The organism is Microbacterium sp. Bi128 (assembly GCF_918698205.1).
The window spans coordinates 1-14,821 of record NZ_CAKKMM010000006.1 but is presented as its reverse complement, the minus strand read 5'-3'; the positions used below and the strand labels follow the sequence as shown (position 1 = coordinate 14,821).

Sequence of the window (14,821 nt, the reverse complement as noted above, 5' to 3'; positions counted from 1 at the left end):
TCGGGCTAGCGTAGGGGCGTGGAGCGGTCGTTCGAGACCCAGGTCGGCCAGGCGGTGGACGCCTGGCTCGCTTGGCTGCCCCGCTGGGAGCCCGCGAACCATCGCGGACGGATCGCCCCGTGTCGCCGGTGCTTCGGTTCGCCGGTGCTCTCGGCGGCCGGTCTCGGCTCCGACGTGCCGCACGGGGTGCAGCACGGGCTGTCGACCCGCGTGAAGACGATCGTCGACCACGCGGTGGCGGAGTACACCTCGCGCAACCTCCCGATGCTGCAGACCGAGCTCGAGCAGCAGGCCGCCCGCAACCGGCGCCGCTCGTATCGCCCGGCCGAGGGACTGGAGCCCGAGTTCGAGGGCATGCCGCTGGACCCCGAGCCCGAGCCGGGCGCCCCGTTCCTCTTCACGCTCACGGGTCTGGCGGCCGAAGAAGACGCCGCGATCCCCGCTCTGCCGCCGCTGTCGGATGCCGCGAAGGCGGCGCTGCGGCAAGAGGTCGGCCTCGCCGACGACTACGCCAACATGATCGGGCGCGAGGTGTGCGCGGTGCTGCTGCACCATCGGCTCCGCATCCAGGCCGCCGTCGCCGAATACGTCGAGCCCCAAGTGGCCGCCATGCTCGACGACCTGTCACGGTCGTTGGACGCCCCGTTCGATCCGCGCGACCCGGGGCCGCTGGCATCCTGAGCCTGTGGACGGCCCCGGCCCACCGGTTCGGGGCTTTGTTAGCATTGCCGGGTTGTCCGCCCGTTCGGTTGCGGACACCGGTTCCGGGGAGGTGCACGATGCCGCAGCGCCTGCCCTCGTCACCCCCGATCCTCCCGGGGCTGGCGTACATCCGTCCGCTCGGGTCCGGCGGCTTCGCCGACGTGTTCCTCTACGGGCAAGACATGCCGCGCCGCGACGTGGCCGTGAAGGTTCTCCCGAGCGACGTCCGCGACGCGGATCTGCTGCGCATGTTCAACGCCGAGGCCGATGTGCTCGCCCACCTCTCGGCGCACCCCTCGATCGTCACCGTCTACCAGGCCGGGATCTCTGCCGACGGTCGGCCGTACATCGTGATGGAGTACTGCCCCGGCTCGCTCGCGCAGCGCTACCGGGTCGAGCGGATGCCGGTCGCCGAGGTGTTGTCGATCGGCGTGCGCATGTCGGGCGCGCTCGAGTCGGCCCACCACGCCGGGCTCGTACACCGTGACGTGAAGCCGAGCAACATCCTCGTGACGACGTTCGGGGCTCCCGTGCTGGCGGACTTCGGCATCTCGTCGTCGCTGGTGCGGCAGGGGGCGGACGAGATGCTCGCGATGAGCGTGCCGTGGAGCGCGCCCGAGGTCATCGCCGAGCAGACCGCCGGGACCGTGTCCAGCGAAGTGTGGAGTCTCGGGGCGACGGTGTACTCGCTGCTGGCCGGCCACAGCCCGTTCGAGCGCCGCGAACGCGGACAGAACTCCCGCGAGCAGCTGCGTCGCCGCATCGCCCGCGCCTCGTACACCGAGATCTCCCGCACCGACGTGCCGCCGTCGCTGCAGGCCGTGCTCGCGCGGGCCATGTCGCGCAGTCCCGCGGACCGGTTCGCGAGCGCCCGCGAGCTCGGCGAGGCGTTGCAGAAGGTGCAGTCCGAGCTCGGGCTCCCCGCGACTCCCCTCGAGGTTCCCGCGGCCGAGTGGGCGCCGACCGCGCGCGCGGTCGACTTCGCCGACGGCACGCTCCGAGGCCCCGCACGCTCGCGCATCGAGCGCGAGGGGGTGCGCAAGCTCCGCGGCTCTTCCGGCGTCGCGGGTCTGGCCCGGGACGAGGACACCGACATCTCGGCCCCGACGCGTCCCGCACATCGCTTCCTGCCGTGGGCGCTCGCGGCGGCCACGCTGGTCGCCGCGACCGCGGTCGTCGTGGCCGCGCTCCTGGCCACCGGGGTGCTCCGATGAAACGTCGCACCCTCGCGGGGCTGGCGGCGACGCTCGGTGCCGCGGCGCTCGTGATCACGGCGAGCATCGTCTGGCCCGGGCTGGATGCGCAGGAGACCCCCGAAGTCGACACGTCCGTGTGGGCGCTGCAGACCGGGGAAGGTCAGCGCTACGCGCGCGTGAACACCACGGTGGGTGAGCTCGACACGGTGCGCACGGCGGGCAATCCGAGCGAGGTCGCCCAGGGCCCCGACGGCGCCTATCTCTTCACCGACAGCTACAGCAAGCTCACCCGCATCGACGAGGCGCAGCCGGTCGATCTGCAGGAGGAACAGCTCGAGTCCGCCCCCGAGACGCCCGCGGGTACGACCTCGGTCGTGACGGCCGGCGACTACGTCGTCTACCGCACCGACACGGGGGCGGTCTTCGCCAGCCGCCTCAGCCGTGCGGGGCAGTCGGTCTCCGAGCTCGATCCGTTCGGGACGGCGGGCGATGACGACGCCCGCACCTACACCGCGGATGCCGTGGCCGTCGACGATCGCGGGATGCTCTTCGCCTACTCCTCGGCCGACGGCTCCGTGATCCGGTACGACATCGAGGCCGACGAGCTGAAGGGGCGCGACGCGCTCGACATCGACGCGGCCGCACCGGTGCTCACGGCGGCGGGAGACCAGTGGGTGCTCGTCGACGCCGATGCGGGGCGCGTGTGGGTGCGCGGTCAGGACCCGGTCGACCTCGACACGGCGGAGCAACTCGTCGTGGGCGACCCCGACTCCCGCGCCCGCGTCGTGTATCTGGCCGACGAGCAGTCCCTGTGGAGCGTTCCCGTCGACGGCGGTGAGCCGCGACGCGAAGTGGGCGCCGGCGGCACCGTGCTGGGGCAGCCGGCCAAGCCGCTCGCCCACGGCGGCGTCGCTTATGCGGCGTGGCTCCTGCCCGGCGACGCCCGCGGCACGCTGTGGCGATCGGATGCCGGCGAGACGGCCCTCGACTACGCCGGGGCCACGATGCCCGATCAGCGTCGGCCGATGTTCGTCGCGACCGATCACGCCGTCATCCTGAACGAGACGCGGACGGGCTGGGTGTGGACGGTGCCCGACGGTGCGCTCGTGGCCTCGAGCCAGAGCTGGACCCTCGACGACCGCACCGAAGAGGCCGCCGTGCAGAGCGATGAGCAGCTCAGCGTGGTGCTGGACCCCAAGCCGCCGATCGCCGAGCCCGACGGTTTCGGCGTGCGCGCGGGGCGGCTGGTGACCCTGCCGGTTCTGCTGAACGACCACGACCCCAACGAGGACGTCCTGAGCATCGTGGGCGAGAGCGTCACGGGCCTGGATCCCGGCTTCGGCAGCCTCTCGGTGACCGACGACGGCCAGCGCCTCGCCGTCCGCGTCGCGCCCGGAGCGACGGGCACGGCGACCTTCTCGTACTCCGTGACCGACGGGACCGCGGCCGACGGGCTCACCTCGGCCCCGACGACGGTGACCCTGACCGTCTCGCCCACCGAGTCCAACGCCGCCCCGGTGTGGTGCGGCGTCGAGAAGTGCCTCCAGCCGTGGCCCACGCCCGAAGTGGCGCGCGGCGGCACGATCACCGTGCCCGTTCTCCCCGGTTGGGTCGATCCCGACGGCGACCCTCTGCTGCTGCTGTCGGTCGACAACCCCGGCGGCGTCGGCAGCGTGGCATCCACCCCCGCCGGCGAGGTCGTCTACCAGCACTCCGACGACGGATCGGGCGGGGAGCAGACCGTCCAGATCGACGTCACCGTCGCCGACACCGCGGGGGCGACGACGACCAAGCCGCTGCTGATCCGGGTCGCTCCGGATCCGGCGCTCTCGGTGCAGTCCTTCGCCGTCGTCGACACGGCCGGCTCGGCGCTCACCGTCGATGTGGGCCCGCACGTGACGGGCACCGCCGGGGACGTCACGATCGGGTCCGTGCGTGTCCTCGACGACGCCGCGGCGTCGGCCACGATCGTCGGCGGCACGACGACCTTCGACTTCACGGCCGCGCAGCCCGGCGTCTACCGGGTCGACTTCACGGTCGCGGGAGCCGGGCGCACCGCCACGGGCACGGCCCGCATCACGCTCCTCCCGGCTGATGCCCCGGCCCAGCTGTCGACCGCGCCCGTCGTGGCGTTCGTCCGCCCGCAAGAGGACGCGACGCTGGATGTGTTCGCCGCGGTGTCCAACCCCACCGGACGGGTCCTGCTGCTGAGCGACGTCGTCGCCACCGCCGAGGACGGCGCCGCGCTCACCGTCGACACCGTGGGACAGAACGACCTCCGCGTCTCGGGAAGCACCGCCGAGGGCGGGGCGGGGCTCCTCGGAACGGTGGCGTACACCGTCAGCGACGGCACCGACGACGAGGGCTCCCGTGTCGACGGCGAGGCCACGGTGTACCTTCTTCCGCCCGCCCCCGAGATCGCTCCGATCGCGGTCGATGACACGGTCACCGTGCGCGCCGGTGTGCAGGTCGACATCCCGGTGCTCGACAACGACGTGTCCCCGGCCGGTGGACGTCCCACCCTCGACCCCGCCACGGTCCAGGCCGCCCCCGCCAGTGACGGCCTCGCCTTCGCGTCGGGCGGTGTCTTGCGCTACCTGGCGCCCACGGTCCCGGGCAGCTACGAGGTCACCTACCGCGTGTACACGACCGGCACGCCCTCCCTGTGGGACGAGGCCACGGTGCACGTCACCGTGCTCGGCTCCGAGGCCAATCGCGCCCCGGTGCCCGACACGCTGCAGGGGCGCGTGCTCAGCGGAGGCCAGACCACGATCCCCTTCCGCGGCTTCGGCGTCGACCCCGACGGGGATGCGGTCGTGCTCGACCGCATCGTGACCCAGCCCGACCGCGGGACCGCTTCGATCTCGGCCGACGGGGCCTCCCTCGTGTACTCCTCGGTGCCGGGCGATCGCGGTCAGGTGTCGTTCCGCTACCGCGTGGCCGATTCCTCCGGCGCGACGGGCGAAGGCACGGTGCGCATCGGAGTCCTGGATGCCGAGGCCAACCCGAGCCCCATCACGTTCACGGACTACGTGCAGGTGCAGGCCGGACCCGACAGCCGTATCCGGGTCAGCCCGCTCGCCAACGACATCGATCCCACTCAGGGACGCCTCTCGCTCACCGCGGTGCGCCCCGATCTCCCCCGCACGCTCGTCGACGGCAGCGACAACCCCGAGTACGCGCGCCTGGAGTCCATGATCGAGACGACGACCGAGACGGGAGTGGTCCTGCGTGCCGGCGAGGCTCCGGCGACGATGTCCTTCCTGTACGACGTCGAGTCCGATTCCGGCAACACCGGCCGCGGACTCATCGTGGTGAAGGTGGTGCGCGAGAGCGTCCCCGACTTCCCGGTGGTCACCGACACGGTGCTCACCCTCGAAGACCGCGATCAGTTCGTCTCCGGGGTCGACGTCCTCGACGGGCGGGCCACCTGGTCGGGCGGCGATGTCGCGGATCTGCGCGTCTCGCTGTGGGGCGAGCCCGCCGGGGTGAGCCTGGACGGTCGGCGGATGTCGGGCGAGCTCCCCGCGACGCGGCGGATCATCCCCTTCGTCGTGTCGGGCACCGTGGGAGGAGAAGACGTCACGACGTACGCCTTCGTCCGTGTGCCCGGCGACGACGATCTGACGCTCGCCCTGCGCCCGGGCTCGGCCCAGCGCGTCGACGAACTCGCTTCGGTCGAGTTCGACATGGCATCCCTCGTCGCCGTCCCGCGCCGCGCCACGCTCGAGGTGGGGCCCGAGGTCACGACGACCGGGGTGCGCGCCGAGGGGCGCTGCACCGTGAACGGGACGGTCGTGCGGTACGACGCCGGCACGGGGTCCCCCTGGACCGATGCCTGCCAAGTGCCGGTGCGCGTCGCGGGGACCGAGGAGTGGACGCTGCTGTCGGTACCCGTCGGGATCGTCGCCCGCGAGCCTCAGCCCGAGCTGCGCCCCGGCTCGCTGACCGTCGGCCCGGGCGAGACGGCGACCTTCGACCTGCGCAACATGACGACCTGGCAGCTGGGGCGTGAGGACTGGGCGGGTATCCGCTATGCCCTCGACTACTCCGGATCGGCGTTCTCGTCGGTGACCCTCGACGGCTCGGTGGTGACGGTCACCGGCGCGGACCGCGCCGTCCCCGGCGGCGAGAACGCGGCGATCCTCTCGGTGACGAGCCATCGAGCGGTCGCCCCGGCCCGCTTGCTGCTGCGCGTCGGCGCGGCCCCCTCCACGCTTCCGCAGGGCGGAACCACGACGTTGCAGTGCTCGCAGGCCTCGGGCTCCAGTTGCACCATCGATGCCGTCGGCCTCCCCGGCGAGGTCAACCCCCTCCCGCGCACCCCGCTCGAGGTCGTGGACGTGCGCCCGACGAGTGCGTGCACGGGCGTGGGCTTCGAGGTCGCCTCGAACGCGAGCGTGCGGGCGTCCTGGACCGCCGACGCCCCGGGTGCCACGTGCGCGGCCAGCGTCACCCTGCGCGACGCCCAGGGGCGGTCGACCGCGGGCTCCCGCGACGCGCGCGTCGTGCTCGACCTCCAGGGCTTCCCTCGCGCTCCGGCGAGCGTGCGGCAGACGGCCTACGCCGACGGCTCGCTCACGCTCCGCATCGACCCGGGTGAGGCCCGCCGTGCCTACCCGGCGATCGCCGGGTTCACCGTCCGCTCGCGCGGCGACGTCGTCGCGCAGTGCGGTCCCGACGGCGCGTGTCCCTCGATCAGCGCTCCCAACGGCGAACAGCGCGAGTACGTCGTCACCGCCGTGAACTCCGTCGGCGAGTCCCGCGGGTCGGTGCGCACCACCGCCTGGGCGTACGACCCGCCCGCGCGGCCGGAATCGGCGGGCTTCACCCCCGCCGTGACCGGCGACGGCGAGGGCAACGTCGCCGACCTCGTGATCCGCGGCGTCGAGTCCGCCGAGACGGGTCAGCTCGAGATCCGCAGCGCCGCGGGCGAGACCCGTACCGTCAGCGTCGGCCGCAACCAGAACGATGTCCGCGTCGACGGTTTCCGGGTCGGCAGCAACGCCCGCACCGAGATCACCGTCACCCCGACCTCGCGCTTCGAGATCCCCGCGGGCCTCGGCGGTTCGGCCCAGGGCGGTGCGCTGGTGTTCTCGGCGCACGGCGTGGGCGCTCCGCTCGACCCGGTCATGACGATCACTTCGCGCTCGAGCGGCGACGGCGTCTCCACCGTGACGGTCGAAGGGACGGCTCGGGCCAACGGCACGGACTCGCAGCTCCGCTACGGCATCGTCGAAGGCACGAGTTGCCGCGTCGGCGACGGCGGGCCCCAACGGGAGTTCTCCGGTAAAGAGGACGGCGTCGCGTACACGTTCACGTTCTGCGTCGAGTCCCGCTTCGACGGGACGTCCTACGGCACGAAGAGCACGACGCAGGAGTACCGCGTCGCGCAGGACACCGCCGCCCCGCGCGGCTACACGTTCCGCGTCGGGGCGAAGGCCGACGTCGGCACCGAGGACGGTCGCCCGGTCGCGCGGTGGCGCATCTCCGGCATCCAGACGGGGACCGAGCCGCCACGGTTCAACGACCCGAAGTACACGAACTTCGACGGCGGCCGGTCATCGGTCTTCGGCTCCGACCCGAACATCGGCGTCTACTTCCAGCACCGCTTCTGGGGCACCACGTCCGAGACCGGGCGGGTCGCGCCGGCCTCGGGTAGCGCGCCGTACCAGGTGCAGGCGAGCACGCGAGTGGCATCCTGTGCCGCCGGAGAGCGCCTCCAGGTGTCCTCGAGCGCGAGCAACGACCAGGCGACGCTGACGCTCGACCGTTCCGTGCTCCGCTACACCGACAAGAACGGCGCCGTGCTCACCCCCGCCGAGGGCTCCGACCTGGTCCCCGCCGGAGCGACCAAGGTCACGAACGTCCGCGTCACGGTCGACTGGTCCGCGCGCGGCTGGGGCCTCGACTCCGCCGTCCTCGAGACCCAGGCGGCCTGCCAGCCCGGCACGCCCGAAGCCGATCCCGAACCCTGATCCCCCTCACCGAGAGAGACGTACTGCCATGACGATCACCCAGGAGCAGGCGACCTGGTACGCCCAGACGTTCGCGCAGATCGCCGACAACGTCGAGCGCGCCGTGCTCGGCAAGCGCCACGTGGTCGAGCTCGTGCTCACGGCGATGCTCAGCGACGGCCACGTCCTGCTCGAGGATGTCCCGGGCACGGGGAAGACCTCGCTCGCTCGCGCGATCGCTCAATCGGTGCAGGGCACGAACACGCGCATCCAGTTCACGCCCGATCTGCTCCCCGGCGACATCACCGGCATCACGGTGTACGACCAGAAGACCGGCACGTTCGAGTTCCACGCCGGGCCGATCTTCGCGAACATCGTCCTCGCCGACGAGATCAATCGCGCGAGCCCCAAGACCCAGTCGGCGCTCCTCGAAGTCATGGAAGAGGGCCGGGTCACGATCGACGGCGTCTCGCGCGAGGTCGGCGTGCCCTTCCTCGTCCTGGCGACGCAGAACCCGGTCGAGCAGGCCGGCACCTACCGGTTGCCCGAAGCGCAGCTCGACCGCTTCCTCCTGCGCACCTCCCTCGGCTACCCCGACCACGCGGCCACCGTGCGCATCCTCGACGGCGCGGCCGTCTCCACCGCGGACCTGCGTCCGATCATCACGCCGCAGGCCCTCGTGGGCATGGCCGATCTCGCCGCCTCCGTCTACGTCGACGCCCTGGTGCTCGACTACATCGCCCGACTGGTGGATGCCACCCGCTCGGCCGACGAGGTGCGCTTGGGCGTCAGCATCCGCGGCGCGCTCGCCCTGACCCGGGCGACCCGGGCGCGCGCGGCCGCGCAGGGCCGCACGTACGCGACGCCCGACGATGTGAAGGCGCTCGCCGTCGCCGTCCTGTCGCACCGGCTCATCCTGCATCCCGAGGCGGAGTTCGACGGGGTGACGCAGGAGGCCGTCGTGGGCCAGGTCCTGCTCGACACCGTCCCGCCGACGCAGCGCGAGAGCGCCTGAACGTGCGAGTCCCCCCGCTCCTCCGCTCGCGACGGGTGACGCCATGCCCGACGTGAACCTCACCGAGTCGCGACTGACGCGGACCTCCGCGGCGACCGTCGGCACGGGGTCGCGCACATCGGTCACCTCGACGTCGACGCGGCGCACCCGTCGGCTCGTGCGCGCGGCGGTGCGCGCCGCCGAGATGTGGCGCGTGGTCGTGGACGCGGTCGACGCCGCGGTGCGGTGGGCGGGACGCACGGTGCGGCCGGCGGGGGCGGTCGTGGCGGTCGCCGCGACTGCGGGCCTCGCCCTCGGTCTCGTCTTCGGGTGGGTGGAGTGGGTCGTCGCGGGCGCGGTGGCTCTGCTGCTGCTGGTCATGAGCGTCCCCTTCCTCTTCGGCGCGCGGGCGTACGACGTCGACTTGACGCTCACGCACGAGCGGGTCGTCGCCGGCACCGGCGTCACGGGAGAGATCACCGTGCGCAACGACAGCGGGCGCCCGGCCCTCCCCGGACGTCTGGACATCCCGGTGGGGCGCGGGCTCGTGGAGTTCGCGGTCCCGCTGCTGCGACCGGGCCACGGGGTGACCGAACCGCTGGAGATCCCGCCGCTCCCGCGCGGTGTCGTGCGCATCGGACCGGTCACGACGGTCCGCAGCGACCCGGTGGGTCTGCTGCGGCGAGAGCACGCGTTCGACGACGTGCACGACCTGTTCGTGCACCCCCGCACGGTGGGCCTGCCGTCCACGAGCGCGGGACTCGTGCGCGACCTCGAGGGCAGCGCCACGCGGCGCCTCGTGGATGCCGACATGTCCTTCCACGCGATCCGCGAGTACGTCCCCGGAGACTCCCGGCGCCAGGTGCACTGGAAGTCCACGGCGAAGACCGGGCGCCTCATGGTGCGCCAGTACGAGGAATCCCGCCGCTCGCGGATGGCCGTCGTCCTGGCCGCCGCGACGCAGGAGTACGCGGATGCCGACGAGTACGAGCTGGCGGTCTCGGCCGCCGCCTCGCTCGGCCTGCGCGCCGTGCGCGATGCCCGCGACATCGACATCGTGACCGGCTCCGAGATCCCGCGCGTCGTGAAAGGACGCCTGCGCGCGATCCGGCACGTCCCGACCGTCGCGCCGCGCGCTCTGCTCGACGGTTTCAGCGCCCTCGAGCGCCACGAGAACACGATGGCCGTCGAAGACGTCTGCCGCTTGGCATCCGAGGCCAACGAACGGCTCTCGATCGCTTTCGTGGTGGTCGGATCGGCCGTCTCGCTCACCCGGCTGCGCCAGGCGGCGCTGGCGTTCCCGGCCGACACGGCGGTCGCGGCGGTGGTGTGCGACGAGCGCGCGCACCCGCGCATGCAGAGCGTCGCCGGGCTGACCGTCCTGACCATCGGCACCCTCGACGACTTGTCCGGTCTGCTCGTGCGCGGAGCGACCTCGTGAGCGCGCCGTCCCGGGCGACAGACCCGGCTCGCCTCTCGCGCGTCGTCGCGGGTGGGCTGTACACCGCCGTGTCCGCGGCGCTCGCCGCGGTCGCCGCGTGGCCGGTGTACGCCTCTCCTGCCTTCGTGCTGCTCGTGGCCGCGGCGGTCGTGGCCTCGGCGGGCATCGTCGCCGTGAGCACGTGGCGCCGTTGGGGAGGAGGGGTGACCGCCGCGCTCGTGGCCAGTGCGTTCGCCGTTCTGGCCGTGCCGCTCGCGGTGCCCTCGCGTCTGGGGAGCCCGCTGGAGTTCCTGCGCGGCCTGGGCGAGGCGTTCTCGGGCGTCGCGCTGGCCTGGAAGGACCTCGTCACCGTCGACCTCCCCGTGGGGGACTACCGCAATCTGCTGATCCCCGCGCTCGTCGTCTTCCTCGTCGGTACGGCGGTGACACTGACGCTCGCGCTGCGCGGCGATCGCTGGGCGCCGGCGGCGGTGGTGAGCGGTCTGGCGATGACCGGGTTCGGCCTGTTCTTCGGTCGCACGTCCACGAGCGCTCCGCTGACGGTCGGGCCGATCACGTTCGCGGCGCCGGTCGAAACCGCGGTCGGGGTCGGCGCGGTCCTCTCGGCCGTGCTGTGGTTGGCGTGGCGCACGCGCGACGAGCGCCTCCGGGCGCTGCGCCGGGCGAGCGAGAGCGGGGCGGTGAGCCTGCCTCGGCGTCGCTCGCCCACCGGCCGGCGCCGCGTGGCCCTGGGCGCTGGCATGCTCGTCGTGGCCGTGGTGGCCGCCGTCGCGGTCGTGCCGTGGGCCGTGAGGGACGCCGACCGCCGGGTGCTGCGGTCGGCGGCGGGTCCCGAACGGCAGATCGCCGAGGCGGTGAGCCCGCTCTCCGAGTACCGGTCGATGTTCTCCGACGCGCGGGACGACGACGTGCTGTTCCGCGTCTCGTCGACGGGCACGGCTCCCGAGCGCATCCGCGTGGCGACGCTCGACGTCTACGACGGCGAGGTCTTCCGCTCCTCCGGCTCCCGCCAGGGGTCGTTCGTGCGGCTTCCCGCGAGCCTGCCGGCGGGCGACGGCCGGGACGTGGAGGCCGATGTCGAGATCGCGGATCTCGGTGGCATCTGGATGCCGACCGCCGGCCGTCTCGTCTCGGCGACGTTCGAGGGCGATCGGCAGAACGTCCTCGCCGATCGGTTCTACTACAGCGCCGACGCCCAGGCCGGCGTCCAGATCGCCGACGGTGGACTCCGCTCGGGCGACCGCTACCGCCTGTCGGCCGTCGAGTCCGCCGACGACGATCCCGCGACCCTCGTCGCCCCCGGTGTGGACGGCGGTCGCGCGGGCGGCGAGAACCTCCGACGCTGGGTCGAGGAACACGCCACCGGATCCTCGGGGGCGGACCTCGTCTCCCTCGTCCGTCTCCTGCGCGAGCGCGGCTACCTGAGCCACGGCCTGGCCCCCGCGGCGGGTGCGCCGGCCCCGACGTGGACGGCCGACCTTCCCGGCTACCAGCTGCAGCCGAGCGCCTCGGGGCACTCCCTCGCGCGCATCGACGTGATGTTCCAGCGCCTGCTCGAACGCGAGGACGACCCGCGCGGGCAGACCTCGGGCAACTACGTCGCGGCCGTGGGCGACGACGAGCAGTTCGCCGTCGCCGCCGCGCTCATCGCGCACGAGCTCGGCTTCCCGGCCCGCGTCGTGGTGGGCACCCGGCTGAGCGCGAGCGACCCGGGTGTCGCCACGTGCGATGCGGGGGAGTGCCGTGCGCGCGATCTCAGTGCGTGGACCGAGGTGCAGGGCGACGACGGTCGCTGGGCGGCGATCGACGCGACCCCGCAGTGGGAGCTGTCGCCGAGCCTCGAGGTGACGCAGCAGCGCGATCCCGAGAACGTCACCGAGGTCCGCCCCGACACCGTCGACGAGGTCGTCCCGCCCGATCCGGTGCAGGAAGACAACGCCCTCACCGACGACGACGCGACCGACGACGGGCTCGACCTCGCATGGTTATGGCCGATCCTCCGGGTCGCGGCGATCTCGCTCCTGGTCGTCCTGGTGTTCTTCGGTCCGTTCCTCGCGATCGTGGTGGCCAAGGCGGCACGCCGCCGCGGCCGTCGGCGCGACCCCGATCCGCGCGTCTCGATCGCCGGAGGGTGGGACGAGTATGTCGACGCCGGGCTGGATGCCGGCCGCTCCCTGCCCCCGTCCTCGACCCGGCGCGAGCTCGCCACCTCCCTCGACACCCCGTCGGGGGTGAGGTTGGCGGACGACGCCGATCGCGCGGTGTTCTCGTCTCGAACGGTCACCGCGGACGAGGCATCCGAGTTCTGGCGGATCGTCGACGAGGACCGCCGCCTGCTGACGCGTCGCCACGGGTGGTGGCGTCGCGTGTGCGCGGCCGTATCGTTGAGATCGTTCCTGCGGTTCTTCGCCCCGCGCCCCACGCGCCGACGGCCGCCGCACCGCGACGAGAGGGGGACGCGCCCGCCCGCCGGCCGGCGCGAGACGACATGAACGATTCCACGGGTGTGATCCTCGGGGCGCTGACGCTGCTCCTGTTCGTGATCGTGTACGTCTGGTACGCGCTGGCTCTGGCCGCACTGTTCACCAAGACCGGTGAGGCGACCTGGAAGGCGTGGGTCCCCGTGGTCAACGGGGCGACCGTCCTGAAGGTCGGCGGGTTCTCCCCGTGGCTGGTGCTGCTGAACCTCATCCCCTTGTTCGGCACCACCGCGTTCGTGGTCGTGTTCATCGTCGCCGTCCACCGCATCAACCTCGGATTCGATCGCGGCGCGGGCATGACGGTGCTCGGGGCGCTCATCCCGGTGGTCTGGGCCAGTGTCCTCGGCTTCGGCGCCGCACGCTGGCAGGAGGCGTCCTCGGGTGTCCGCCGCGTCGGCGGAGTCGATGAGAACTCGGCTCCGGTGCGCCGCGGTCAGGACTTCGCCGGTCCCTACGTGCCCCTCGTCGGCGGCTGGACGCCGGAGCCCGCGCGTCCGGCCGGTGATGGCGGCATGGTCGACGACGTCGCCGCCGAACCGATGTCCGAGCCGGTGCTGTTGCCGTTCGCCGCTCCGTCGGGCTCCCTGTCCGATGCCGTGCCCTCTCCGTCCGACTGGGCCCCGCCCGCCGCAGCGGAGTTCCCGCACCGCGGAGACGACGCGGGTGAGCAGCGTTCCGGGTCGGAGCGGCCCGAGACCTCGGCCGACGTCCACGACTCGGTGGCGGAGGCGCTCGCCGCCCTGCGCGCACCGACCACGCCGGTCGCGACGCCGGCACCAGCGCTCCGCGAAGCCCCCGCCCGCGGCGAGGAATCCGAGAGCGCTGGCTGGAATGCGGCTCCCCTCACACCGGCCTTCCCCGCGCGCGGGGGCTCGGTCGCGTCGGACGTCCCGCTCGAGCCCGAGGTGCCCCAGCCCGAGCCCGAGCCCGAGGTGCCGCTGACACGCCCCGCACCGGCGGAAGCCCCCGTCTCGTCCGTTCCCCGCCGCGACGACGAGGGTCCGGGGGAGGAGTTCCCCGAACTGTCCGAGGCCGTGTCGGCGGTGTCCGATGCCCCACAGGCCGGTGCGCCGCGGTCCGCGCGAACCTCCGTGTCCGCGCTGTACACGCAGCCGGAGTTCCCCGCCGAGCCGGATGACGCCGACTTCGATGCGCTGGACCGCACCATCGTCACTCGCCGCCGCCGTATCCCGTGGGCGCTCGTGCCGCCGGCCGGCACCCCGGTCGACCTGACGTCGGACGTCGTCATCCTGGGTCGTCGCCCGGCCCCGGATGCCGCGCACCCCGACGCCCAGCTCGTGGCGATCGTCGACGACACCCGCACGGTGTCCAAGACGCACGCTCGACTGCAGCTGCGGGGAGAGACGTGGTACGTCACCGATCTCGACTCGACCAATGGCGTGCTGTTCGCGACGTTGATGGGGACCGAGGTCGAGGCGCCTCCCGGTGAGGAGATCGAGGCGGGGGAGCGGTTCTTCCTCGGCGACGCGGAGGTGCGCCTGACGCGGAGGGAGCCGTGAGCGGCCCCTACGACGTCCCCGACGATCCCGACGACATCACGCTGTGGGCTGGCCGTCTGCGCCCGTGGCCCGCTCGGCCGGACCCGGCCGTGGACGACGGCGATGAGATCGACGAGGACACCGCTGTCTCCCTGCGGTCGGCGCGGGCCGAAGACACCGTCCGGGTCGGGCGGGAGGAGCCGTCGGATGCCACCGTGCGCATCGTCCGCGACGAGCCGTCCGACGAGACGGCCCGAGCCCGCGGTGGTGAGGGCGCTGCCGCGGCGACGCCGGACGAATCGTTCGACGACACGATCCGAGGCTCTCGTGAGGCCACGCCCCGGGACGATCCGCCCCCGGCTCTCGAGGAGACCACGGCCATTGGCCGTCGTCGCCGTGGCGCGGCCACTTCGCCCGAGCCCGAACCGCCGTCGGACGCGCCCACGGGCGACACCGCTGCCGGAACGCGCCGTTCGCGCTCGCGCGAGCGCGTCACCACCGACGCGCTGCCGTCGGCCGACCCCGTCCCGCGTCCCCGTGACGCACGCATCC

Annotated in this window: 8 protein-coding genes; all 8 read left to right on the top strand. The window is 73.1% G+C overall.

Annotated features, from left to right (window positions below):
* The first annotated feature begins 18 nt into the window (after nucleotides 1-18).
* Nucleotides 19-681, top strand: a complete 663-nt coding sequence (locus LQV45_RS01200) for a spermidine/putrescine ABC transporter substrate-binding protein (RefSeq protein WP_230005362.1) — start codon at nucleotides 19-21, stop codon at nucleotides 679-681.
* Nucleotides 682-779: 98 nt separating this feature from the next.
* A complete protein-coding gene (locus LQV45_RS01195; RefSeq protein WP_230005361.1) occupies nucleotides 780-1,916 on the top strand; it encodes a serine/threonine-protein kinase in 1,137 nt (378 codons plus the stop codon).
* Complete coding sequence (locus LQV45_RS01190) at nucleotides 1,913-7,876, top strand: Ig-like domain-containing protein (protein ID WP_230005360.1); 5,964 nt, start codon at nucleotides 1,913-1,915, stop codon at nucleotides 7,874-7,876. Before LQV45_RS01195 ends, LQV45_RS01190 begins: the two co-directional genes overlap by 4 nt.
* A gap of 28 nt (nucleotides 7,877-7,904) precedes the next feature.
* Complete coding sequence (locus LQV45_RS01185) at nucleotides 7,905-8,870, top strand: MoxR family ATPase (RefSeq protein WP_230005359.1); 966 nt, start codon at nucleotides 7,905-7,907, stop codon at nucleotides 8,868-8,870.
* Nucleotides 8,871-8,913: 43 nt separating this feature from the next.
* Nucleotides 8,914-10,290 carry a DUF58 domain-containing protein gene (locus LQV45_RS01180; protein ID WP_230005358.1) on the top strand — a complete coding sequence of 459 codons (1,377 nt, stop codon included), beginning with the start codon at nucleotides 8,914-8,916 and terminating at the stop codon, nucleotides 10,288-10,290.
* The gene (locus LQV45_RS01175; protein ID WP_230005357.1) at nucleotides 10,287-12,782 is read left to right on the top strand and encodes a transglutaminase domain-containing protein; all 2,496 of its coding nucleotides are present in this window, start codon (nucleotides 10,287-10,289) and stop codon (nucleotides 12,780-12,782) included. The genes LQV45_RS01180 and LQV45_RS01175 overlap by 4 nt, the downstream gene beginning before the upstream one ends.
* Nucleotides 12,779-14,290, top strand: coding sequence for a DUF5684 domain-containing protein (locus LQV45_RS01170; RefSeq protein ID WP_230005356.1), 1,512 nt, complete (start codon nucleotides 12,779-12,781; stop codon nucleotides 14,288-14,290). The genes LQV45_RS01175 and LQV45_RS01170 overlap by 4 nt, the downstream gene beginning before the upstream one ends.
* On the top strand, nucleotides 14,287-14,821 hold a 535-nt coding region (locus LQV45_RS01165; protein ID WP_230005355.1), incomplete at its 3' end, for a hypothetical protein. The genes LQV45_RS01170 and LQV45_RS01165, both read left to right, overlap by 4 nt.

What these genes read in the sequence shown, in the direction of transcription:
- LQV45_RS01195 (WP_230005361.1), top strand. Translation starts at nt 780, where the DNA reads ATGCCGCAGCGCCTGCCCTCGTCACCCCCGATCCTCCCGGGGCTGGCG.
- LQV45_RS01190 (WP_230005360.1), top strand. Translation starts at nt 1,913, where the DNA reads ATGAAACGTCGCACCCTCGCGGGGCTGGCGGCGACGCTCGGTGCCGCG.
- LQV45_RS01185 (WP_230005359.1), top strand. Translation starts at nt 7,905, where the DNA reads ATGACGATCACCCAGGAGCAGGCGACCTGGTACGCCCAGACGTTCGCG.
- LQV45_RS01180 (WP_230005358.1), top strand. Translation starts at nt 8,914, where the DNA reads ATGCCCGACGTGAACCTCACCGAGTCGCGACTGACGCGGACCTCCGCG.
- LQV45_RS01170 (WP_230005356.1), top strand. Translation starts at nt 12,779, where the DNA reads ATGAACGATTCCACGGGTGTGATCCTCGGGGCGCTGACGCTGCTCCTG.